Origin of the sequence: Kitasatospora sp. NPDC057015 (assembly GCF_042673745.1) — a bacterium.
GTDB lineage: Bacteria > Actinomycetota > Actinomycetes > Streptomycetales > Streptomycetaceae > Kitasatospora.
Genome location: NZ_JBHUSG010000009.1, coordinates 98135 through 117814, shown reverse-complemented (window position 1 = coordinate 117814; position 19680 = coordinate 98135). Strand labels below are relative to the sequence as shown.

General features: G+C 73.7%; 22 protein-coding genes. 7 read left to right on the top strand and 15 right to left on the bottom strand.

What is annotated here, in order from left to right:
* Nucleotides 1–66: 66 nt before the first annotated feature.
* The 6 genes from ACFTWP_RS11770 to clpS form a co-directional block, all read right to left on the bottom strand.
* Nucleotides 67–345: a MoaD/ThiS family protein gene (locus ACFTWP_RS11770; protein ID WP_190211342.1), complete on the bottom strand. Its 279-nt coding sequence runs from the start codon at nucleotides 343–345 to the stop codon at nucleotides 67–69.
* A 94-nt stretch (nucleotides 346–439) separates the two neighbouring features.
* The gene (locus ACFTWP_RS11765) at nucleotides 440–559 is read right to left on the bottom strand and encodes a putative leader peptide (RefSeq protein ID WP_329495163.1); all 120 of its coding nucleotides are present in this window, start codon (nucleotides 557–559) and stop codon (nucleotides 440–442) included.
* 181 nt (nucleotides 560–740) lie between these two features.
* A complete protein-coding gene (locus ACFTWP_RS11760) occupies nucleotides 741–1172 on the bottom strand; it encodes a Mov34/MPN/PAD-1 family protein (RefSeq protein ID WP_380264315.1) in 432 nt (143 codons plus the stop codon).
* A 35-nt stretch (nucleotides 1173–1207) separates the two neighbouring features.
* The gene (locus ACFTWP_RS11755) at nucleotides 1208–2650 is read right to left on the bottom strand and encodes an amino acid permease (RefSeq protein ID WP_380264314.1); all 1443 of its coding nucleotides are present in this window, start codon (nucleotides 2648–2650) and stop codon (nucleotides 1208–1210) included.
* Nucleotides 2651–2878: 228 nt separating this feature from the next.
* Complete coding sequence (locus ACFTWP_RS11750; RefSeq protein WP_380264313.1) at nucleotides 2879–3454, bottom strand: DUF2017 domain-containing protein; 576 nt, start codon at nucleotides 3452–3454, stop codon at nucleotides 2879–2881.
* An 85-nt stretch (nucleotides 3455–3539) separates the two neighbouring features.
* Nucleotides 3540–3833, bottom strand: coding sequence for an ATP-dependent Clp protease adapter ClpS (gene clpS, locus ACFTWP_RS11745; protein WP_380264312.1), 294 nt, complete (start codon nucleotides 3831–3833; stop codon nucleotides 3540–3542).
* A gap of 401 nt (nucleotides 3834–4234) precedes the next feature.
* Between clpS and ACFTWP_RS11740 the strand changes: the two genes are divergently transcribed.
* Entirely contained in the window at nucleotides 4235–5548 is a 1314-nt protein-coding gene (locus ACFTWP_RS11740) for a nicotinate phosphoribosyltransferase (protein ID WP_380264311.1), read from the top strand.
* Nucleotides 5549–5807: 259 nt separating this feature from the next.
* Nucleotides 5808–6398, top strand: coding sequence for an isochorismatase family protein (locus ACFTWP_RS11735; RefSeq protein ID WP_380264310.1), 591 nt, complete (start codon nucleotides 5808–5810; stop codon nucleotides 6396–6398).
* A 12-nt stretch (nucleotides 6399–6410) separates the two neighbouring features.
* On the opposite strand, the gene ACFTWP_RS11730 is transcribed toward ACFTWP_RS11735, so the two are convergent.
* Complete coding sequence (locus ACFTWP_RS11730; RefSeq protein WP_380264309.1) at nucleotides 6411–7439, bottom strand: hypothetical protein; 1029 nt, start codon at nucleotides 7437–7439, stop codon at nucleotides 6411–6413.
* Between the two features lie 322 nt (nucleotides 7440–7761).
* Between ACFTWP_RS11730 and ACFTWP_RS11725 the strand changes: the two genes are divergently transcribed.
* Nucleotides 7762–8409, top strand: coding sequence for a hypothetical protein (locus tag ACFTWP_RS11725; RefSeq protein WP_380264308.1), 648 nt, complete (start codon nucleotides 7762–7764; stop codon nucleotides 8407–8409).
* 264 nt (nucleotides 8410–8673) lie between these two features.
* Here the strand turns inward: ACFTWP_RS11725 and ACFTWP_RS11720 are convergent, their stop codons facing one another.
* Entirely contained in the window at nucleotides 8674–9915 is a 1242-nt protein-coding gene (locus tag ACFTWP_RS11720; RefSeq protein WP_380264307.1) for a cation diffusion facilitator family transporter, read from the bottom strand.
* A gap of 428 nt (nucleotides 9916–10343) precedes the next feature.
* Here ACFTWP_RS11720 and ACFTWP_RS11715 point away from each other — a divergent pair, with 428 nt between their 5' ends.
* Together ACFTWP_RS11715 and ACFTWP_RS11710 are read left to right on the top strand one after the other, a co-directional pair.
* The gene (locus tag ACFTWP_RS11715) at nucleotides 10344–10814 is read left to right on the top strand and encodes an RNA polymerase sigma factor (protein ID WP_380264306.1); all 471 of its coding nucleotides are present in this window, start codon (nucleotides 10344–10346) and stop codon (nucleotides 10812–10814) included.
* 112 nt (nucleotides 10815–10926) lie between these two features.
* Nucleotides 10927–12168: a DUF2332 domain-containing protein gene (locus tag ACFTWP_RS11710; RefSeq protein ID WP_380264305.1), complete on the top strand. Its 1242-nt coding sequence runs from the start codon at nucleotides 10927–10929 to the stop codon at nucleotides 12166–12168.
* Between the two features lie 80 nt (nucleotides 12169–12248).
* On the opposite strand, the gene ACFTWP_RS11705 is transcribed toward ACFTWP_RS11710, so the two are convergent.
* A complete protein-coding gene (locus ACFTWP_RS11705; RefSeq protein ID WP_380264304.1) occupies nucleotides 12249–12905 on the bottom strand; it encodes a DinB family protein in 657 nt (218 codons plus the stop codon).
* 184 nt (nucleotides 12906–13089) lie between these two features.
* On the opposite strand from ACFTWP_RS11705, the gene ACFTWP_RS11700 reads away from it, so the two are divergent.
* Nucleotides 13090–13578 (top strand): GNAT family N-acetyltransferase, encoded by a 489-nt coding sequence (locus tag ACFTWP_RS11700; RefSeq protein WP_380264303.1) that lies wholly within the window; start codon nucleotides 13090–13092, stop codon nucleotides 13576–13578.
* Nucleotides 13579–13626: 48 nt separating this feature from the next.
* On the opposite strand, the gene ACFTWP_RS11695 is transcribed toward ACFTWP_RS11700, so the two are convergent.
* The 6 genes from ACFTWP_RS11695 to ACFTWP_RS11670 form a co-directional block, all read right to left on the bottom strand.
* Nucleotides 13627–14061 (bottom strand): HIT family protein, encoded by a 435-nt coding sequence (locus ACFTWP_RS11695; RefSeq protein ID WP_380264302.1) that lies wholly within the window; start codon nucleotides 14059–14061, stop codon nucleotides 13627–13629.
* Nucleotides 14062–14105: 44 nt separating this feature from the next.
* Nucleotides 14106–14357 carry a hypothetical protein gene (locus tag ACFTWP_RS11690; RefSeq protein WP_380264301.1) on the bottom strand — a complete coding sequence of 84 codons (252 nt, stop codon included), beginning with the start codon at nucleotides 14355–14357 and terminating at the stop codon, nucleotides 14106–14108.
* Between the two features lie 103 nt (nucleotides 14358–14460).
* On the bottom strand, nucleotides 14461–15915 hold the full coding sequence (gene mycP, locus ACFTWP_RS11685; RefSeq protein WP_380264300.1) for a type VII secretion-associated serine protease mycosin: 1455 nt from the start codon (nucleotides 15913–15915) through the stop codon (nucleotides 14461–14463).
* Between the two features lie 120 nt (nucleotides 15916–16035).
* On the bottom strand, nucleotides 16036–17472 hold the full coding sequence (locus ACFTWP_RS11680; protein ID WP_380264298.1) for a WXG100 family type VII secretion target: 1437 nt from the start codon (nucleotides 17470–17472) through the stop codon (nucleotides 16036–16038).
* Between the two features lie 73 nt (nucleotides 17473–17545).
* Nucleotides 17546–18031, bottom strand: a complete 486-nt coding sequence (locus ACFTWP_RS11675; RefSeq protein WP_380264296.1) for a hypothetical protein — start codon at nucleotides 18029–18031, stop codon at nucleotides 17546–17548.
* Nucleotides 18032–18258: 227 nt separating this feature from the next.
* The gene (locus ACFTWP_RS11670) at nucleotides 18259–18975 is read right to left on the bottom strand and encodes an endonuclease V (RefSeq protein ID WP_380264295.1); all 717 of its coding nucleotides are present in this window, start codon (nucleotides 18973–18975) and stop codon (nucleotides 18259–18261) included.
* 381 nt (nucleotides 18976–19356) lie between these two features.
* Here ACFTWP_RS11670 and ACFTWP_RS11665 point away from each other — a divergent pair, with 381 nt between their 5' ends.
* Nucleotides 19357–19623: a hypothetical protein gene (locus ACFTWP_RS11665; protein WP_380264293.1), complete on the top strand. Its 267-nt coding sequence runs from the start codon at nucleotides 19357–19359 to the stop codon at nucleotides 19621–19623.
* Nucleotides 19624–19680 lie beyond the last annotated feature (57 nt).

Here is a 19680-nt window from a genome sequence, read left to right as displayed (position 1 = left end):
GCGGGTGAGGGTGGGAGAGCGCTGAAGCGCCCGCCCCGCCGGTGCGGCGGGGCGGGCGGGGTGCTGCTAGCGGGCGCCGCCGGCCACGGCGGGGAGGATGGTGACGCTGTCGCCGTCCGCGACGGCGGTGCTGATGCCCTCCAGGAAGCGGACGTCCTCGTCGTTCAGGTACACGTTGACGAAGCGGCGCAGGTCGCCGCCCTCCAGCAGCCGGGTGGCGATGCCGGGGTGGCGGGCGTCGAGGTCCGCGATGAGCTCGCCGAGGTTGGCGCCGGAACCCTCGACGGACTTGGCGCCGTCGGTGTAGGTGCGGAGGATGGTGGGGATGCGGACCTCGATGGCCATGAGTGCGCTCCTGTGCAGGTGGGGTGGTGGGCCGCAGGGGCGCGGCAGGGCGTGGCCCCGGAGCGGTGCCGGGCGGCAGCCGGGGCGGGGCGGCTCAGCGGGAGCCGGCGGACGTACCGGGACAGATCGCGCTGGCGAGCCGGCACAGGTCGACGTGCAGGCGCGCCACGAGGCGGGTGCCCGGTGCCTGAGTGCTCACATCGACGGAACGCATGGACTCATCGTATAGATTCCCGGGCCTGCTCCGACATTCCCGTCTCGCGATCCGGATGTTTTCGTATCTCCTGATGAGATTCGAGTGAACGGAGAAGGGCCGGAGGGAGCCGTCCGGTGGTCGCGGAAAGGCCCGCCGGGCGCCGGTGGTCGCCCGGCGGGCCGGATCCAGGTGGGTGCGATCAGGGCTGGTGGGCCTCGACGACCTGGACGTCTTCCTCCGTGATCTCGCCGTCCACGATGCGGAACGAGCGGAACTGGACGGGGTCGCCCGGCTCGGTGCCGTCCGCGGTGGAGACGAGCACGTAGTGCGCGTGCGGCTCGGACGCCAGCGAGACGTCCGTGCGCGAGGGGTAGGCCTCGGTGGCGGTGTGCGAGTGGTAGACGACCACCGGCTCCTCGTCCCGGTCGTCCATGTCCCGGTAGAGCTTCAGGAGGTCGCCGGAGTCGAACTCGTAGAACGTGGGCGAGCGGGCCGCGTTGAGCATCGGGATGAACCGCTCGGGCCGCCCGGTGCCGGCCGGTCCGGCGATGACGCCGCAGGCCTCGTCCGGGTGGTCGGCCCGGGCGTGGGCGACGATCGCGTCATGCAGTTCGCGGGTGATGGTCAGCATGCGGTCAGGATAGCCAGCGCGCCCCCGGGCCGGACTCACCGTCCGTCCGGGACGTGCAGGTGGTCGTGCGGCACCCCGTGGACGGCCTCCGGCCTGCGGCGCCTGAGCACCTGGTAGCCGACCACCAGGAAGACGGCCCAGCCGGGGAAGACGTACAGCGAGAGCCGGCTGTCCTCGTCGAAGGCGATCAGGACGACCACCAGGACCAGGAAGGCGAGCGCGGCCCAGCTGGACCACACGCCGGTCGGCGCCTTGAAGCCCGGCTCGGGCAGGTGGCGGTTCTTCCAGGCGGAGCGGTAGCGGATCTGGCAGATCAGGATCATCGCCCAGGTCCACAGCCCGCAGACGGTGGCGACCGAGGTGATGTACTCGAACGCCTTGGCGGGCACCTGGTAGTTGAGCACGACCCCGAGGCCCATCAACAGCGTGGAGGCGGTGATCGCCGCCGCCGGGGTGCGCCGGCGGTTGAGCGCGGCCATCCGGCCGGGCGCCTGGCCGCGCAGGGCGAGGTCGCGCAGCATCCGGCCGGTGGAGTACATCCCGGAGTTGCAGGAGGACAGCGCCGCGGTGAGCACCACGAAGTTGATGATGCCGGCCGCCGCCGGGATGCCGATCTTGCCGAAGGCGGCGACGAACGGGCTGACGCCGGGCTGGAACTCGGTCCACGGCACCACGCACAGGATGACCGTCAGGGCCCCGATGTAGAACAGGCCGATCCGCCAGGGCAGGGTGTTGATCGCGCGCGGGAGCGTCTTCTGCGGGTCCTCGCTCTCGCCGGCCGTGACACCCACCAACTCGACGCCCAGGTAGGCGAACATCACGATCTGAAGGGTCATCACGGTCGCGCCGACGCCCTTGGGGAAGAACCCGCCGTCCTGCCAGAGGTTGGTGATCGACGCGGTGTCACCGGCGTCGCTGAAGCCCAGCGTGAGGACGCCGATGCCGATCAGGATCATGCCGATGATGGCCGTCACCTTGACCATCGAGAACCAGAACTCGATCTCCCCGAACAGCTTCACCGAGATCAGGTTGGCCGCGTAGAGGATCAGCAGGAAGACCAACGCGCTGCACCACTGCGGGATGCCCGGCTCCCAGAACCGCACGTACACGGCGGCGGCGGTGGTCTCGGCCATGCCGGTGACGACCCAGAACAGCCAGTACGTCCAGCCGGTGACGTACCCGGCGAAGGGGCCGATGAACTCCCGGGCGTACTCGGCGAAACTGCCCGACACCGGCCGGTAGGTGAGGAGTTCGCCCAGGGCCCGCATGATCACGAAGATCACCACGCCGGCGACGGCGTACGAGAGGATCAGGCTGGGGCCGGCCTTGGAGATCGCGGTGCCGGCGCCGAGGAAGAGGCCGGTGCCGATGGCCCCGCCGATCGCGATCATCTGGATCTGCCGGCTGCCGAGGCCCCGCTCGTAGCCTTCCTCGTCCGGCTTGGCGTCCGTCAGCTCGTCGTAGATCTGTTCGGCCATGGTGCACCGTCCTGGTCTCGTGGGGTGGAGCAGTCGTACCACGCGGTGACCGGATAGCGGTGTGCATCTGAGCGATATTTGAGCATGTCACGTCACGGTTTCGCCCGGTTCGCCCGCGAATACGGCGACCCCCCGTCCAGGATTCGGACAGGGGGTCGACGGGCCCGCGGGCGCACTCGCGAGCGGGCGGATCGGGGCCCGGCGAGCGGGCGGATCGGGGGCGGCCGGTCAGTCGGCCATGGCCTCCAGCAGCGACTCCTGCATGCCGCCGAGCCAGAGGTAGGCCATCACCAGCGGCTTGCGCTCGTCGCTGTCGGGCAGCCGGTAGAGGCCCTGCTCGTCCTCCTCGGTCACCTCCAGGCGGGCCGCCAGGGTGAGCCGCAGGTCGTTCAGCGCGCCCAGCCAGCGCAGGCAGTCGGGCGCCGCCAGCTTCAGGACGCCGCCCTCGCCGCCGAGACCGTCCAGGGCCCGCACCACGTGCAGGGCGTCGTCGCGCTTGCGGGTCCGCAGGTCGATCTCGGTGTACCGGCGGAACTCCGAGGCCGCGGCCCTGGTGTCGGCGTCCGCGGGCTCGCCGGGCTCGCCGTACGCGTCGGGGAAGAGCCGGGCGAGCGCCGGATCGCTGGGGGCCTCGGTCGGCCCCTCCGCGAACAGCGCCGCGAGCGGGTCGTCACTGCCCGCCCCCGGGCCGGGCCCGATCAGCTCCAGCATCTGCACCTCCAGCGAGCGCAGGATGGAGGCCTCCAGCTCGTCCAGTGCGATCGCCGCGCCACCGCCGCCGGCACTCTCGAACAACCCAGCCATCTGTATCGGTCAGCCCGTCTCGTCGTCTGCTCGGTAGCACCGGTCCGCCCGCGTCCGACCCGCTCCCGCGGGCCGCGCCGGGACGCTAGTCGTGCTGGAGGGTGGCCCACAGGCCGTAGCCGTGCATCGCCTGGACGTCGCGCTCCATCTCCTCGCGCGAACCGCTGGAGACCACCGACCGGCCCTTGGTGTGCACCTCCATCATGAGCTTCCTGGCCTTGTCCTTCGGGTAGCCGAAGTAGGCCTGGAAGACGTACTGGACGTAGCTCATCAGGTTGACCGGGTCGTTGTGGACGATCGTCACCCACGGTGTGTCCGGCTCCGCCACCGGCAGGCCTTCGACCTCCGGGCGCTCGATCTCGACGGGCGCGACACTCACCGCTGGCTCTCCTCCTCGCACGCTTCCCACATGCTCTTTCGCTCCCCATGCTGCCATCCGGGGGACCCTCGGGCGATTCCGACCCGGGTTCGGCGGGACGATCCGGACAGACCCGCCCGGAACGGACCAGCGACCCCGGAGGATCCGGACCTCCCGGTCGGACCGGGGGGCGCAGGCGCGACCCCGCGGGCCGGAGCGGGAGGGCGGCGACGGCCGGCGGCGATCGGCGGCGGGGGCCCGCGGCCACCGTCGTCGGCGCCCGGGCCGCCGGAGTCACCGACTCCGTACCAACGGGCACCGCGGGCCGCAACCGGAGGCACCGGCAGTCGTCCGGATGCGGACGGAAACATCCCGAAAGAGAAATCGTCACTTTGACGCTAAGTGGTAGTAGCATCATCCCCATGGACGCCACTTCGCGCGCGGCCGGCTCGACCGCGCTGCTCACCGACCGCTACGAGCTCACCATGCTGCAGGCCGCCCTGCGCAGCGGCGCGGCACACCGCCGCTCCGTGTTCGAGGTGTTCACGCGCCGGCTCCCCAACGGCCGCCGCTACGGCGTGGTGGCCGGCACCGGCCGGCTGCTGGACGCGGTGGAGGCCTTCCGCTTCACCACCCCGCAGCTGGACTGGCTGGCCGACCAGGGGGTGGTCGACGAGGACACCCTGCGCTTCCTCGCCGGCTACCGCTTCACCGGCGACATCCACGGCTACCCGGAGGGCGAGGTGTACTTCCCCGGCTCGCCGCTGCTCACCGTCGAGGGCAGCTTCGCCGAGGCCGTGATCCTGGAGACGCTCATCCTGTCGATCCTCAACTTCGACTCCGCGATCGCCGCCGCCGCCTCCCGGATGACCGCCGCCGCCGGCGAGCGCCCCTGCATCGAGATGGGCGCCCGCCGGGCCCACGAGAGCGCCGCGGTGGCCGCCGCCAGGGCCGCCTACGTGGCCGGCTTCAGCGCCACCTCCGACCTGGAGGCCGGCTTCACCCACGGCATCCCGACCACCGGGACGGCCGCGCACGCCTTCACCCTGCTGCACGACAGCGAGCGGGACGCCTTCACCGCACAGATCGACTCGATGGGCCGCGGCACCACCCTGCTGGTGGACACCTACGACCTGAACGAGGCCGTCCGGACGGCCGTCGAGGTCGCCGGCCCGGAGCTCGGGGCCGTCCGGATCGACTCGGGCGACCTGACGCTGCTCGCCCACCGGGTCCGCCGCCAGCTGGACGAACTCGGCGCCCGCAAGACCCGCATCATCGTCACCTCCGACCTGGACGAGTACGCCATCGCCGCGCTCGCCGCCGCCCCCGTCGACGGGTACGGCGTGGGCACCAGCCTGGTCACCGGCAGCGGCCACCCGACCTGCGCGATGGTCTACAAGCTGGTCGCCAGGGAGAGCACGCCCGGCGGGCCGCTGGTCCCGGTCGCCAAGCGTTCGGCCGGCGCCAAGAGCAGCGTGGGCGGGCGCAAGTGGGCGGCCCGTCGGCCCGACGCGGACGGCGTCGCCGAGGCCGAGGTGGTCGGCACCGGACCCGTCCCCGAGGAGCTGGCCGGCCACCTGCTGCAGGTGCCGCTGGTCCGGGGCGGCGAGACCGTCGGCCGCGAACCGCTGACCGCCGCCCGCGAGCGGCACGTACGGGCCCGGGCCGCACTGCCGCTGTCCGCCACCCAGCTCTCCAAGGGCGAGCCCGTGCTGGCGACCGAGCGGACCGCCTGACGTTCGGACCGGCCCGCCCGACCGCGCCCGGCCACCGCTGCGAGGGCCGGACCCGGCCGACACAGGCCGGAACCGGCCGGAGCGGCGGGCCGGGCATCGGACCGGCCCCCGCTTCGGGCCGCGGCCCGAAGCGGGCGGAGCGAGCCGGGGCGCACGCGCCCCGTGGCACTTCCGTCCGCGCACGTCACTCCCTAGAGTTGCCAGCACCCAGCTCCACCACCCCCCTGCCCCACCACCTTCACAACCGAGGATGCGACCCATGCACCGGGCACTGATCGTCGTCGACGTGCAGAACGACTTCTGCGAGGGCGGCAGCCTGGCCGTCGCCGGAGGCGCCGAGGTGGCCGCCGCGATCACCGACCTGATCGCCGAGTCGACCCCGGCGTACCAGCACATCGTGGCCACCCGGGACCACCACATCGACCCCGGCGCGCACTTCTCCGCCGAGCCGGACTTCGTCGACAGCTGGCCCGTGCACTGCGTCGCGGGCACCGAGGGCGTGGGCTTCCACCCCAACTTCGCCCCCTCCGTCACCTCCGGTGCGATCGAGGCGGTCTTCGACAAGGGCGCCTACTCGGCGGCCTACAGCGGGTTCGAGGGGCTCGACGAGAACAACCTGGGTGCGGCCGAGTGGCTGCGGGAGCGCCAGGTCACCGAGGTGGACGTGGTCGGCATCGCCACCGACCACTGCGTCCGGGCGACCGCGCTGGACGCGGCGCGCGCCGGGTTCGCCACCCGCGTCCTGCTGGACCTCACGGCGGGCGTCGCACCGGACACCACCGCCGCCGCGCTGGACGAACTGCGGGCCGCCGGGGTCACCCTGGTCGGCACCCCGGTCGTGGGCGGGTAGCCCGCACCCCGGTCAGCGCTCGGTGGCCAGCAGTTCCACCAGGTCCGTCCCGCCGAGGGCCAGGGCCTGCCGCAGCTCGGCGCCGACCGCGTCGGGCTCGGCGGCCAGCCGGTGCGCGGAGAGCTGCACCACCCGTACCCCCACGTACTCGAGCCGGTGCCGCCCGCCGCGCGCCCAGGCCGACTCCCCCGCGCTGACGCAGCGCAGCTCCGCGTCGATCTCCACCGCGACACCGGCCTTCGGCCAGTACAGGTCGGGTACGGCGATGTACGTGCCGCCGCGCATCCGCAGTTCGGGGCCCGCCAGCGGGGCGGGCAGCAGCCAGTCCTCGGCCAGCCGGCCGATCAGCTCGACAGCCGACTCCCTTGCCTCGGTGAGCAGTTCGTCCAGGGCGGCCCGGACCCTGACCTCACCGACCAGATCGGCCTCGATCAACTCGGAGAGCAACTCGGGGATGGTGCAACGGGCTTCGGGCAGGGCCACCGCCTCGCGCAGCACCGCGCGCACCAGCCGGCCGCCGCCCGGCACCCCCTGCGGCTCACCCGCGTCGGTCCACTCGCGCAGCGCGTCCGCGACCGCCCGGGCGACCGGCGCGCAGGCCAGGCCGTGCACCGAGATCGCCTCCAACTCCCTTGCGGTACGCCTGATCCTGACCTCTCCGGCGTCCTTCAGCCGGCGCTGGCGCGGCACCAGCACCTCCACACCGGTGAGGGCCGGCAGGCGCGGGACGGCCGCGAACCCGTAGAGTGCGAGGGCGGCCGCTCCGGTGATCACCGCGCCCTCCCGGTTCCCGTCCTCGCGACCGGTGCGCGCGGCGTAGAGCAGGGCGGCCCAGATCCGCTGCTCCGGGGTCGGCTCGCCGTCCTGGAGGAGGTAGACCCTGGGCAGCAGCCGCTGCCAGGGGCCGCCCCGGCGGCACTGCTCGCTGATCACCCGCGACGGCACACCCCGGCGGCGCAGCTGGCCGGCGGTGATGACATTCTGCTGACGCCTCGCCAGTTCTTCCAGAGACGGCGGCGGCGAAGGAATCTGGTAGCTCATGCCGACACCATCCCCAACAGCCCGGCCGGTCATCGGTTGCCTGACGCACTGTTACCCAACCGTCGCGAAACCGGGACCGGCCTGCGCTAAAGTCCCCATACCATCACTCGTTCGGAGTAATAGGCGACCACAAGGTTGTCGCCCAGGGCAGCCCGGCGTACCCGCCCGGCCGCCCGGTGCACGCCTCCGGCGAGCGGCCCGACCCGCCCGACCGGCCGGTCCGGACCACCGACCAGGGCGTCTGACCGTGGGTGACCAGGACCATACGCCGAAGCCCCTCACGGGAGTCACTCCCGTCCGCAAGATTGCCTACCCTTACTCCATGTCACGTGACGAGACCTCCGGCCTTCGCGCGGCCATGCTGCGCCTCGGCCGTCTCCCCGGATACGTCCGCCAGCCCGACCTCACGCGCCGCGGCGGCGAGCAGGGTCATACGTACAAGAAGGGCTGGGAGGTCCGCTTCACCGCCCGGACCGAGGAGGAGATAACCGAGATCCGCGATCTGGTGATCGCGGCCGGTTTCACCCCCGCCCGCCCGTTCTTCAAGGGCCACCAACTGATCCAGCCGGTGTACGGCATGGCGGTCGTCCAGGCCTACCTCGCCGCCCGGCAGAGCGTCGAGGAGAGCGCTGCCCGGACCGCCCGCGGCAGACGCGCCGACGGCGGCCCGGACACCGGGAGCAGACCGGGTGCCGAAGGTGCCGAGAACGCCAAGAGTGCCGCCGCGGCAGCGGGCGCGGCGGCGGCCGCCGCCGCCGAACGGGCCAGGCGCCGCGCGGTCGAGGCCTTCCCCGCCCAGGTCGAACGCACCACCGCCGCCGACTGCCTGTCCCGCCCCGACCGGGCGAGGCAGCCGGGACGCGCGGGGCAGACCGGCACCGCCGGACCGGCGGTCGTACGCGGCGCGGCCGGCGAGCGCTCCGGACCTGCGGTGCGCGTCGTCGCGAGGGAGGCCGGGCACACGTGCTGAGTGGGCGGCGCCCGACGGCGTGATCCGGGCCCCGGGGCGGACGTGATCCGGCCTCGCGCGCAGACGTGCTCCGGCCCCGGCCGCCGCCCGGCGGCCGGGTCGGGGTGTGGCCCTCAGCCGGGAGGGTGACTCCTGCGCCGCAGGCGGGCCGTGGCCTCGGAGCGGCGCGTGGGTTCAGAACGACCCGCGACCTCGGAGCGGCCCGTGGGTTCAGAACGAACCATGGCCTCAGAGCGGCGCGTGGGTTCAGAGCGGCGCGTGGGTTCAGAGCGGCGCGTGGTCGATGTGCACCGTGGCGCCGAGCAGCCGGGGGACGGCTCGGACCAGCGCCTGCTCCGCCGCCTCCGCGACCCGGTGGGCCGCGACCACGGTGAGCGTCCCGTCCACCACCACCTCCGCCTCGGCGCGCAGGGCGTGCCCGATCCAGCGCATCCGCAGCGCGCCCACGCCGCGCACGCCGTCCACCGTGCGCAGGGCGCGCTCGGCGGAGTCGACCAGGGCGGGGTCGACCGCGTCCATCAGCCGGCGGCCGATCTCCCGTACCGAACCGCGCAGGACGGCCAGAATCGCCACCGTGATCAGCAGTCCGACCAGCGGATCCGCCCAGGGCATCCCGAGTCCGGCCGCCGCCGCGCCCACCACCACCGCGAGCGAGGTCAGGCCGTCGGTACGGGCGTGCACGCCGTCCGCGACCAGGGCCGCCGATCCGATCCGGCGCCCGGTGCGGATCCGGTAGCGGGCCACCCACTCGTTGCCCAGGCAGCCGGCCAGCCCGGCGCCGGCGACCGCCCAGAGGTGGGTCACCGGCTGCGGGTGCAGCAGCCGCTCGAAGGCCGTGGCGGCGGCGAAGACGGCGGAGGCCGCCACGGTCAGCACGATCACCACCCCCGCGAGGTCCTCCGCCCGCCCGTAGCCGTACGTGTAGCGGCGGTTCGCCGCACGCCGGCCGAGCAGGAAGGCGATGCCCAGGGGCACCGCGGTGAGCGCGTCGGCCACGTTGTGCACGGTGTCCCCGAGCAGCGCCACCGAGCCGGAGAGCAGCACGATGGCTCCCTGCACCAGCGCCGTCAGACCGAGGACCAGCAGCGACACCCAGAGCGTGCGCAGGCCGTCGGCGGAGGCCTCCAGGGCGGCGTCGACCTTGTCGGCCGCCTCGTGCGAGTGCGGGCGCAGCAGGTGGCCCAGCCGGTGCCGCAGCCGGCCGGGGGCGTGCGGGTGGGTGTGACCGCCGTGGTGCTGCCGACCGGGGTGGCCGTGACCGTGACCGTGGTCCTGGTGATCGTGACCGCGACCGTGACCCTGGTGGTCGGCATGGTTGTGGTGATCGTGGTGGTCGGCATGGCTGTGGTGGTCGGAGGGGGTGCCGGGTCCGAGGGCGTGGGCCTGGTGGCCGTGCGCCGGGGCGTGGCCGCCGCTCCCGTGCTCACCGCTCTCGTGCTCACCGTGCGCGGGAGGGGTCGGATTCTGGTGCGGATTCGGTTGGCGAGGGTGCGCGTGGACCTCCATATGGCTTACGGTGGCACATCAACTCCCTTGCAGCCACTGCCGTCCTACGCTCTCTGACCAGGTGCGACGCGCTCGCAAGTACGCCGTCCGGGCGCCTGCGCAGCGGTTCGCCCCGAGGAGCCCGCCGCCCGTCCGCCGTCCCGACCGCTTCCGCCGGGTCCCGCCGGACGCCGGTCCGCGCCTTCCGAGCAGCCGCCCTCCGAGCGTCCCGCGGAACCGCCGCCCGAACCGCTGTCCGCACCACCGCCCGAGACGCCCGACGCCGGACCCGGGCGCGAACGGATCCGGCCGGGCTCGCGGTCGCGGAGCTTCTCCCGGTCCCGTTCCGGGCATCCAATCCGATTGGTTACCCTGAGCGCCTGTCGATTCCCGTAGAGTGAGCACCGAAGATCCCCTCAGCCGCACATCTCCCTTGCCGAGAGGCAGAGATGACCACTCGTCACACCCGCCCTGCCGGGCCGCCGGAGGAGCAGGGCACCCCGCGTGCCGTGCCCCTGCAACCGGCCGTGCCCGTGGAGTACGCGGCCTTCTGCGAGCTGCACCGCCCGCGGTACCTGAGCTATGCCCGGGTATGGCTGCCCGACGCCGAGGAGGCCGCGGACAGCGTCCAGGAGGCCTTCTGCGAGGTCGCGGTGCACTGGCGGGAGCTGCTGGTCAGCCGGAACCCGGCGGCCGAGGCCTGGCACATCCTGCGGAACACCGTCGCGGCCCGGCTGCCGGCCGAGCCGTCCGGCGCGCCGCGGCCCCCCACCTCCGGCCCCGCGGACGAGGACCTGGCGATCCTGCACTACGTGGTCGGGCTCGCCGCACCGGAGATCGCCGACGTGGTCGGCTCGGACACCGCCAACGTGGCGGGCCGGCTGCGCCGTGCCCTGCTCCAGGAGCCCGCCGGCTGGTGACCGCGGCTGGTGATCGGCGTCACCGCGTGGCAGCGGGAGGTCCGGCGTGGAGCGGGGAAGGATCATCCCGGCCGACGCTCCCGCCGCGGCCACCGAGCCGGAGGTGTGTCCGATGTCCGACCAGCCACCCACCGGGCCGGTCGGCCGCGAGCCCGCGCGGCGGCCCGCCCGGCCGCCGTCCGTCGCCCACGCGGCCGACCTCGTCGAACGGCAGGCCACCGCCTGCGACCGGCTCGGCTCACCGCTGTACGGCGCTCTGCTCCACCGGGTCGCCGAGGACCTCGTCACCGGCGGACCCTGCGCCGAGGCCCTGGCCGGGTACGAGGACGCGTCCGGCGCGGAGGCCGTCGCCCTGCGGTTGCTCGGCGGCGTCCACGCGCTGGTTCTGACCGGTCGCGCGCCGGGGCTCGCGGCGCACTACCCGAGCGCGGGCGGCCGCTTCGACCCACTACGTCCGGATGCCGGCTGGCCGGCCTTCCGGGCCACCGTCCGGGACAACCTGCCCTGGGTGCGGGACTGGCTGACCAGGCCCCCGCAGACCAACGAGGTGGGCCGGGCCGCCCTCCTGGTCACCGGCCTGCTCCGGGTCCTCCCGCCCGGACTCCCCGTCCGACTGTTCGAGCTGGGCGCCAGCGCCGGTCTCAACCTGCTCGCCGACCGCTTCCGGTACACCGCGGGCTCCTTCGGCTACGGCCCCGAGGACTCCCCCGTCGTCCTGCGGGACGCCTGGCGGGCTCCCCCGCCCGACTGGCTCCGCCGGGCCGCCGCGGCCGCCCCCGCGCTCGCCTTCGCCGAACGCCAGGGCTGCGACCTGCTCCCGATCGACCCGGCCTCGCCCGACGGCGCCCTCGCCCTGCGCGCCTACGTCTGGCCGGACCAGCCCGAGCGCACCGCCCGCCTGGCCGGCGCCCTGACCCTGGCCGCGGAGCAGCCTCCCGAGGTCCGGCCGATCGGCGCGGCGGCCTTCCTGCGGGAGGTCACCGTCCGACCGGGCGCCCTCACCGTGGTCTGGCACTCGATCATGCGCCAGTACGTCCCGAAGGACGAATGGGAGACCGTGGAGGGCGAGTTGACGCGGCTCGCGGAGACGAGCAGCGTCGAGGCCCCGTTCGCCTACCTCGCCTTCGAGCCGCTCCGCGGCGGCGTCCTCGCCGGCTCCGGTCCCGGTGGCGGTGGCGGAAAAGGTGGCGAGGGCGGAACAGGTGGCGGAACCGGTGTCAGTGCCCGCTCGGACGGCGGCTCCGAACACCGCTTCGTCCTCACCGTCCGAGCGGGCGCCGCCGAACCGGAGGTGCTGGCCGAGGCCCCGCCGCACGGACTGCCCGCGCGGCCGTTCGAGCAGGGGTCCGCATGAGTGGCCCACCCGGCCGGCCGACGTGATCGGAGCCGGTGTCGACCGACGCCGGCCGTCCTGGGCGGCCCGCCCGTGACGTCCTACGCCGGACGCTGCGCAGCCGGCTCGCCCGTCACGTCGTGGAGGTGGTGCACCGGGTCGTGGATCAGGTAGCGCGAGAAGCTCTCGACCGTGAACCGTGCGCCGTCACTGCGGTCCCCCGTCCGCTGCCACTGCTCGCCGGAGACCCGGTCGAAGGCCCCCGCCAAGATCTCGGCCGCCTCGACCAGGTCGGCGGCCACCGTCTTCGGGTCCTGCTCGCCGTACCGCTCGGCGAGCGCGGTCTCGTCCTGGTCCCAGTTGGGGAAGAGCGGGCCGTCCTGGTCGAGCATCAGGTTCAGCCGCACGTGGAACAGCCGGAAGACGTCCCGCACGTGGCAGGCGTACTCCAGCGCCGACCAGACCTCCGGCCGGGGCCGGCGGCGCAGCGCGTCCTCCGCCGCGTCCAGGACGGCCAGCCAGGACGCGGCGTTGGCCCGCACCAGGCCGGCCACCTCCTCGCGGACCACCGACGGGGTGTCCAGCCCGCAGTCGGGGCAGGGCCGCTCCAGGACCCAGGTCCAGTCCTTGCCGTCGGGCGTGACGGCGTCCTCGGCGGGGGCCACCGCGTCGGTGCGGGCGGCCCCTGCGGTGGCGGGAGGAATCGTCCCGGCGGTCGCACGCGGGGCGGTGGCGGCGGTGTCATCGGCTGTGGTCATGGCTCCATGGTGGCGGGCCCTCCCGGCCCCTCACCAGCGGCCATTCCGCCACGGTCCGCCGAGATGCCGCCAGCCCGCCGGCCGTCCCGCGGTGCCGCTCCCGGGGCGGGTCACCGTTCCGCGCCCACCCGGCGGCCCGGAAAACCGCTGGCCGGCCGCCCGATGGGCCTCCATGCTGGACGGCATGCTCATTCGCGAAGCCACCCCCGACGACTGGCCGCAGATCTGGCCCTTCCTGCACTCGATCGTCGCCGCCGGTGACACCTTCACCTGGGACCGGGACATCAGCGAGGCGGACGCCCGCGCGATGTGGATGAAGCAGGCCCCCGGCCGGACCTTCGTCGCGGTCGACGAGGACGGCGGCGTCCTCGGCACCGCCGAGACCCACCGCAACCAGATGGGCGGCGGCTCGCACGTCGCCAACGCGGGCTTCATGGTCGATCCCCGGCACACCGGCCGGGGCGTCGCCCGGGCGCTGTGCGCGCACGTGCTGGATCAGGCCCGGGCCGACGGCTACCGCGCGATGCAGTTCAACGCCGTGGTGGAGACCAACCACCGCGCGGTGGCGCTCTGGAGGTCCCTCGGCTTCGAGGTGCTGACCACCGTCCCCGAGGCCTTCCAGCACCCCGACAAGGGGTACGTCGGCCTGCACGTCATGTACCGCACGCTCTGATCCCCCACGCCGGGCCGGGGGTCTGGCGGCCCGGCGACCTGGCGGCGCTCAGCGGAGCAGGGGCCCGAGCCTCAGGGCGAGCTCGTCCATCTGCTGCGCCGGGACCGGCGCATCCGCCCCGAGCAGACCGAACACCTTCGGCCCGCGCAGCTCCGGCGGGTGATCGCCCGCCCGCGGCACGATGTGGAAGTGGACGTGCGCGAAGCCCTCGGCCTCCGCGAACTGCGCGACGTACGTCTTGGCGCACCCCGTCACGGCCTCCAGCGCACGGGACACCCGGACCTGCCAGCTCCCGAGCCCGGCCGCCTCCGCGTCGGTCAGGCCCCCGACAGCGGTCACGTGCCGCCGGGGCAGCAGGACCAGCCACCCCGGCAGGGCGCTGCCGAAGGCGTGCGCCACCCGCCAGTGCTCGTCCGCGGCGATCCGCTCGCGCGGCGGGAGGCCGGCGAACACGGCCTCCCGGTCACAGCTGTAACAGTCCATTCCCCCAGCCTAGTTCGCATGCCCCGGCCGGGTGGAGGAACACCTCAGCCGCCGTTGCCCTTCACCGTGCAGATCGCGTCGATCGAGGTCGGCGCGGGGCTGCTCGGCAGCACCCAGCTGAGCAGGCTGGCGCAGATCGCCGCCTCCTGCGCGTTCTTCGGTCCCTGCGACTCCTCCGCGCCGGCCGGACCGGCCAGCAGGAACAGCACCGCGGAGACGGCGAGGACGAGAGCCAGGACGAGTGGGGAGGCGAGGACGGAGACGGGGGCGGGAACACGAGACCGCGGTCCGAACATGACAGGGCCCTTCCGGTAGTCGATGGGGAACCATCACTACCGGAAGGGCCCTGGCCTGCTCCGGCCATTCGCCTGTCGGTGGGCGCGTCCGTCCGCGGGCGCCTCAGCGGTACGGGTGACCCGACGGCGGACCGGCCGGCGGCGCGGGCGGGGCGGACGGGCCCTGCGGGCCGCCGTAGGGCTGCTGCTGAGAACTCCCGTACGGCGGAGCACCGTTCGGCTGGACCTGCCCGTACGGCGGAGCCTGCCCGTACGGCGGAGCCTGGCCGTACGGCGGAGCCTGCCCGTACTGCGGAGCCTGGCCGTACTGCGGCGGGACGGGCGGCGGGAAGCCCGCGCCACTGCCCCCCGAAGGCGGCGGGGGCGGCCCACCGCCGTTCCGGCGACTGCGCAGCACCAGGAACGCGACGAGGACCAGCACCACGAGGACGAGCACGCCGGCCAGGACGTAGACCAGGACCGGGACACCCGAGTCGCCCGTCTCGGCCAGCCCGCCACCGCCCGCGGCGCCGCCCGGGTCCACCCCGTCCCCGGACTGACCGGGTGCGGGTGATTCCACGGTGCCCTGCGACTCGGGACGGGAGAGCAGCGGATTCGCCTTGGGACCGTTGTCGACCTCGGAGTTGGCGGCCAGCGCCTTCGAAGGCGAGGCGATCCCGTAGCCGTAGTGGGCGTCGGGCACCGCGGTTCCGTCCGGCGGGGCGACCGCGCTCTTGATGATCCGGCTGATCACCTGCCCGGCCGAGAGCTCCGGGTACTTCGAGCGGACCAGGGCGGCGATGGCGGAGACGTAGGCGGTGGAGTCGGAGGTGCCGTCCGCGGTGCGGTAGGTGGTGTTGGTCTTGCCGCCGGCCGAATAGATCTCGACGCCGGGGGCCACCACCGTTGTCTCGGGCCCGTAGTTGGACTTCTCCCAGACCCGGCCGTCACGGTCCACGGCACCCACCGCGATCACACCGGGAAAGGCCGCCGGGTAGGTGACGGGGGTGGCGTGGTTGCCGAGATTTCCCGTACCGCCGACCAGCACCACGTCCTTGCTGATGGCGTAGCTCAGTGCCTCGCGGTCCGGGGTACTCGTTCGGACGCCGCCGCTGATCGACATGTTGATCACCTTGGCGCCGTGATCGACGGCGTACCGCACCGCCTTGGGGAAGCTGTCGTCGCCGGTGAAGAAGTCACCGGTCTCGGCCAGCTTGATCCGGATCGGGAGGATCTTGGCCTTCGGCGCCAGTCCCATCACTCCGGCCCGGTCCCCGTGGCCGTGCCCCGCGATCAGGCTCGCCATGCCGGTGCCGTGACCGTTGGTGTCGACGCGGCCCTCACCCTGAGCCCCGGTGAAGTCGACCCCCGGCAGGACTTGGCCCGTCAGGTCCTGATGGTCGGCGGCGACACCGCTGTCGATCACGGCCACCACCACGCCGTCACCCTGGCTGACGGGCCAGACCTTGGTCTCCGCCTCGTACTTGGCCAGGGCCCACTGGCCGTCGCGAATGCTGTCCGCACTCGCCGGGCCGGCGCTCATCCCCCAGAGCAGGGCCCCCGCAGCGAGCACGGCCATGCCGCGTCCCGGTCGGCTGGTCGACAAGCCTGGTCACCCCACTCAGTGATGCGGTCGCCCCGCAGATCGTCGTCTGCGGGGCGACCGGTCAGTTCGGACCGTCCTCGGGCGGACGGGGGATCATTCCACCACGTTCGGATTGCTGGGCTGGCCCGACACCCATGTCTCCTCGTCCTCGACGAGGTAGTCCGGCCGCCTGCTGCCCTTGTCCCGGTCCTTCTTCCGGCGCTGGGCGTCGCTCAGCGGCATGCCCTGGCCGCCCTTGCCCTGCGTTCCCGCGCCGTGCTCGCCCTGCACCCGCGAACGGGCTCCGAGTCCGGACCCGCCCTCGGTGAAGGCCTTGCGGCCGGTGCCGGATCCCACCGCGGTGCTCTCCCCGGCGACACCGCCGGCTCGGCGGGCCGCGCCGGCACCGCCCCGGGCCGCGGCGCCGCGGCCTCCGCCGCCGACGCCGCCCTCGTGCATTCCGCCCGCGCCGAAGGCGCTGCCACCGCGCGCGGCACCGCCGCCCGGACCGCCTCGGCCGAGCTCCCGGCCGGCCACTCCGGCCTTGTTCTGGCCGCCGGCCAGGTTCCCGGCGCCGCTACCCTGCGGTCCGCGGGCGGTGCCGAAGCCGGCGGGTCCGCCCTGACCGGTTCCGCCGTGGAATCCTCCCGAACCCACCGGGCCGGATCCGCCGCCACCACCCGGGGTCCCGGGGTTGGCGGGTCCGCTTCCGGTCGCGGTGGGCGGCTTCGCCAGCACGGCACCGTCGATGCCCGTGCCGGGACCGACGTTGGCGGGGGTCGGCGCCTTGGGCGCGGGCTGCGGGGAGCCGCCCTTGATCGCCGGATCCACCGGCGCGGGCGGCGAGGTCACCCTGGGGGCCTTCGGTGTGGCTGCGACGCTCCCGCTGCCGCTTCGGGGCTGGGAGGAACGACTCACGCTGCCCCCGGCACCGCTGCCGCTTCCGGAGCCCACCGTGCCCAGACCGGCACCCGCGATCAGCCCGCCGATGGCCGCACCGGTGGGATCGCCGGGCGCTGCGATCTCGTGGGAGTCGTCGATCCCGCCGGTCGGCGGCTTGAGCACCGGCGTGGCCGCCCGGTACTTCATCGCCAGGGTCTGCATCACCGCGACGGCCTGGCTCTTCTTCTCGTCCGTGATGGTCGTCTTGGTGTCCTCGTCGTCACCGCCGAAGGTCGCCGAGACGGTGTCACCGAACCCGTCCGAGAACTGGTCCCAGAGGCCCGGCTCCTCCGGCATGGTCTTCTTGGCCTGGTCGATGGCCTGAGCCATGTGCTTGAGCGTCTCGGCGGCGTCCTGGGCGTAGGACGCCGTGTTGTTGATGCTGTTCGCGAGCTTCGTCATCTTCGAGTAGAAGGCGTCGCTGGACGTGCCCTCCCAGTCGACGGCGGCCTCGCCGGACGTCGACTGGAGGGAGGTGTGGATCGCCTTGAGGGTTTCCGCCGCCCTGCGCCAGGGGTCGCTGGCGGCCATCACCTCACCGGAGTTCATGGCCTGCACCATGCTCCGGAGCGTGCCGTGGCTGTAGTTGTTGAAGTCGGTGTAGCTCATGTTCGGGCGTCTCCCGTCCCGCTGTCACGACCGGCGTGCGGCTGGGTCTGCGTCATCACGACGGCGCTCCCCCTCACCATCCGGACTGGGCCGGCTGGTTGGAGCGCCCGTTCGCCGCGTGTCGCGGCTGCGCGGCGCCGGCGGGCGGGGCGATGGTCGGGATGACCGCCGCGGTGCTGGTGGCGGACGGGTTGGCCACCGACCAGCCGTCCGAGCTGAGCTTCAGCTTCTGCGAGGTCGAGTGCTCCTGCTCCTCGTAGTTGACCGCGGTGAGTTCGGCCTTGCGGTGGGCGTCGTTCACCGCGTCCTGGAGCTGGTTCATGACGTCCCGCAGGCCGTCCCGCATGAGTTCGTACTGCGCGTGCAGGTCCTTCGCCTCCGCGAAGGTCCCGAACGCGTTCCTGCCGATGGCGCTCTGTCCGTGCGTCTTGGTGCCGTCCGCGTACGCCTCGAACTCGGCGAGCAGTCGGCGCACCTGCGCGGCGAAAGCCTTCAGGTTGTCGACCTCAACGCGGTACCCGCTTCCTGAGCCGCCGCTCGAACCTGTCCCCGTGCTCACGCCCTCGTACCTCCCCCGTACTTCCCGTGCATCCTGTGTGTCCCGTCAGACTCCGGTCCGGCCGGCGGACCTTCTGCGCGGCGGTGTCAAAGCCCTAACCCTTATGTCTAACACATGGCACCGACGGGCAGAACGGCCCCTCCACCACGGGTTGGAGGCGCTGTCCCTGACCTGCGGATCCGGGTCGGCGCAGGATCGGCCGGGCGCAGGCTCAGACGGGCGCAGGATCAGACGGAGTCGCGCTGCAGTTCCGTCAGGGCGCGGCGGCAGAGGGAGTCGGCGCGGCGGGTGGTTTCGGGCTGCCGGAAGTCGCGCGCGAGGTGGAGGGTGCTCGCGGTGGCCTCGTCGAGGCCGATGCGGTGGCCGACCGAGACGAAGACCGGCTTGACGCCGGTACGGGTGCGGACGGCCCGCCCCACCACCTCCGTGCCCCGCTCGCCCTGCTCGCCGTCGGCAGGGGCGTCCAACAGCGGCGCCCAGGAGCCGCGTTCGGGCTCGGGTGCGGTGAAGGTGAAGGTGAACGGCGTCTTGGCGACGCCGTAGGTGCGCAGGCCGGTGAGCACGCCGAGGTGGCTGGCGAGGCCCAGGCGCCGGGGGTGGGCGAGGCCGTAGCCGTCGCAGACCACGAGGTCGGGGGTGTGCGCGAGGGTGGCCAGGGCGTCGAGGACGGCGGGGAGTTCGCGGAAGGCCAGCAGACCGGGGACGTAGGGGAAGGGGATCCGGCCGGACGCGGTGGCCTCCTCCACCACCTCCAGGGTGGTGTGGTCCAGCAGGACGGCCGCGGCGACCACGAGGTCCCGCTCGTCGTCGTAGGCGACGTCGACGCCGGCCACCAGGGCGCCGTCGGCCGGCCCGGGACCGTGCGGCTCCACCAGGGCGCGCAGGCGCCGCTGTTCGGCGAGCGCCTGGGTCTCGGTGGTCGGCCAGTCGGCGGGCACGGGCACGGTGTTCTCCCCGGAGGTCGGGTACGGGCTGCCGGACGGACCGGCACGGCGGATCGGCGGCAGGGTCGGCGGCACCCGTCCGCCGCCCGGGCAGCCGGCGAGACGCGCCGACGACCGGACGGACCGTCGGACCGTCGAGGTCCGCGGCATCAGGCGGGATGCCGTGATCACCGTACCGAGGTCCGCCAACGGGTTTCCGAGGGGCGCACGACCGGGCGGTGAGCCTGTGCGCCCCCCGTGCCCCGCGTATGCCGGGTTAGGGTGAACTTACCGAACTCCCAAGCCGGGTAAGCATTCTCCGGTACGACGTCCCACCCGCACGGCCCGCCTCCCGCTCGCCGCACCACTCCGCCGCCCCCGACGCGCGAAGGACCGACCGCCATGCCGCGCCCCACACTCGCCCAGATCTGCACCGGCACCCTGACCGTCGTCGTCGCCACCGTGGCCCTGCTCGCCGTCTCGGGGGCCACCGGCGTCCTGGAGATCGCCGTGCTGGTGGCCGTGGCACTGGCCCTCGGCACCCTCGCCACCGCGCTGTCCCTGTCCGTCGGGCGACGGCGGCCGGGCCCGCTGCCCGCCGCCACGGCGGCGCCGGCCGGCTCCGGCGTCCGGGCGGCCCCCGCCCGGGAGTACGCACAGCAGGGCTGAAACCGGCCCGGGCAGCAGTGCGGGGAGGCCCCCGGTCGGGCGGCCTCCCCGTCGTCC

Excerpts from the sequence above, each read along its gene's own strand:
- ACFTWP_RS11770 (WP_190211342.1), bottom strand. The coding sequence starts at position 345 with ATGGCCATCGAGGTCCGCATCCCCACCATCCTCCGCACCTACACCGAC.
- ACFTWP_RS11765 (WP_329495163.1), bottom strand. The coding sequence starts at position 559 with ATGCGTTCCGTCGATGTGAGCACTCAGGCACCGGGCACCCGCCTCGTG.
- ACFTWP_RS11760 (WP_380264315.1), bottom strand. The coding sequence starts at position 1,172 with ATGCTGACCATCACCCGCGAACTGCATGACGCGATCGTCGCCCACGCC.
- ACFTWP_RS11755 (WP_380264314.1), bottom strand. The coding sequence starts at position 2,650 with ATGGCCGAACAGATCTACGACGAGCTGACGGACGCCAAGCCGGACGAG.
- ACFTWP_RS11750 (WP_380264313.1), bottom strand. The coding sequence starts at position 3,454 with ATGGCTGGGTTGTTCGAGAGTGCCGGCGGCGGTGGCGCGGCGATCGCA.
- ACFTWP_RS11740 (WP_380264311.1), top strand. The coding sequence starts at position 4,235 with ATGGACGCCACTTCGCGCGCGGCCGGCTCGACCGCGCTGCTCACCGAC.
- ACFTWP_RS11735 (WP_380264310.1), top strand. The coding sequence starts at position 5,808 with ATGCACCGGGCACTGATCGTCGTCGACGTGCAGAACGACTTCTGCGAG.
- ACFTWP_RS11730 (WP_380264309.1), bottom strand. The coding sequence starts at position 7,439 with ATGAGCTACCAGATTCCTTCGCCGCCGCCGTCTCTGGAAGAACTGGCG.
- ACFTWP_RS11725 (WP_380264308.1), top strand. The coding sequence starts at position 7,762 with ATGTCACGTGACGAGACCTCCGGCCTTCGCGCGGCCATGCTGCGCCTC.
- ACFTWP_RS11720 (WP_380264307.1), bottom strand. The coding sequence starts at position 9,915 with ATGGAGGTCCACGCGCACCCTCGCCAACCGAATCCGCACCAGAATCCG.
- ACFTWP_RS11715 (WP_380264306.1), top strand. The coding sequence starts at position 10,344 with ATGACCACTCGTCACACCCGCCCTGCCGGGCCGCCGGAGGAGCAGGGC.
- ACFTWP_RS11710 (WP_380264305.1), top strand. The coding sequence starts at position 10,927 with ATGTCCGACCAGCCACCCACCGGGCCGGTCGGCCGCGAGCCCGCGCGG.
- ACFTWP_RS11705 (WP_380264304.1), bottom strand. The coding sequence starts at position 12,905 with ATGACCACAGCCGATGACACCGCCGCCACCGCCCCGCGTGCGACCGCC.
- ACFTWP_RS11700 (WP_380264303.1), top strand. The coding sequence starts at position 13,090 with ATGCTCATTCGCGAAGCCACCCCCGACGACTGGCCGCAGATCTGGCCC.
- ACFTWP_RS11695 (WP_380264302.1), bottom strand. The coding sequence starts at position 14,061 with ATGGACTGTTACAGCTGTGACCGGGAGGCCGTGTTCGCCGGCCTCCCG.
- ACFTWP_RS11690 (WP_380264301.1), bottom strand. The coding sequence starts at position 14,357 with ATGTTCGGACCGCGGTCTCGTGTTCCCGCCCCCGTCTCCGTCCTCGCC.
- mycP (WP_380264300.1), bottom strand. The coding sequence starts at position 15,915 with ATGGCCGTGCTCGCTGCGGGGGCCCTGCTCTGGGGGATGAGCGCCGGC.
- ACFTWP_RS11680 (WP_380264298.1), bottom strand. The coding sequence starts at position 17,472 with ATGAGCTACACCGACTTCAACAACTACAGCCACGGCACGCTCCGGAGC.
- ACFTWP_RS11665 (WP_380264293.1), top strand. The coding sequence starts at position 19,357 with ATGCCGCGCCCCACACTCGCCCAGATCTGCACCGGCACCCTGACCGTC.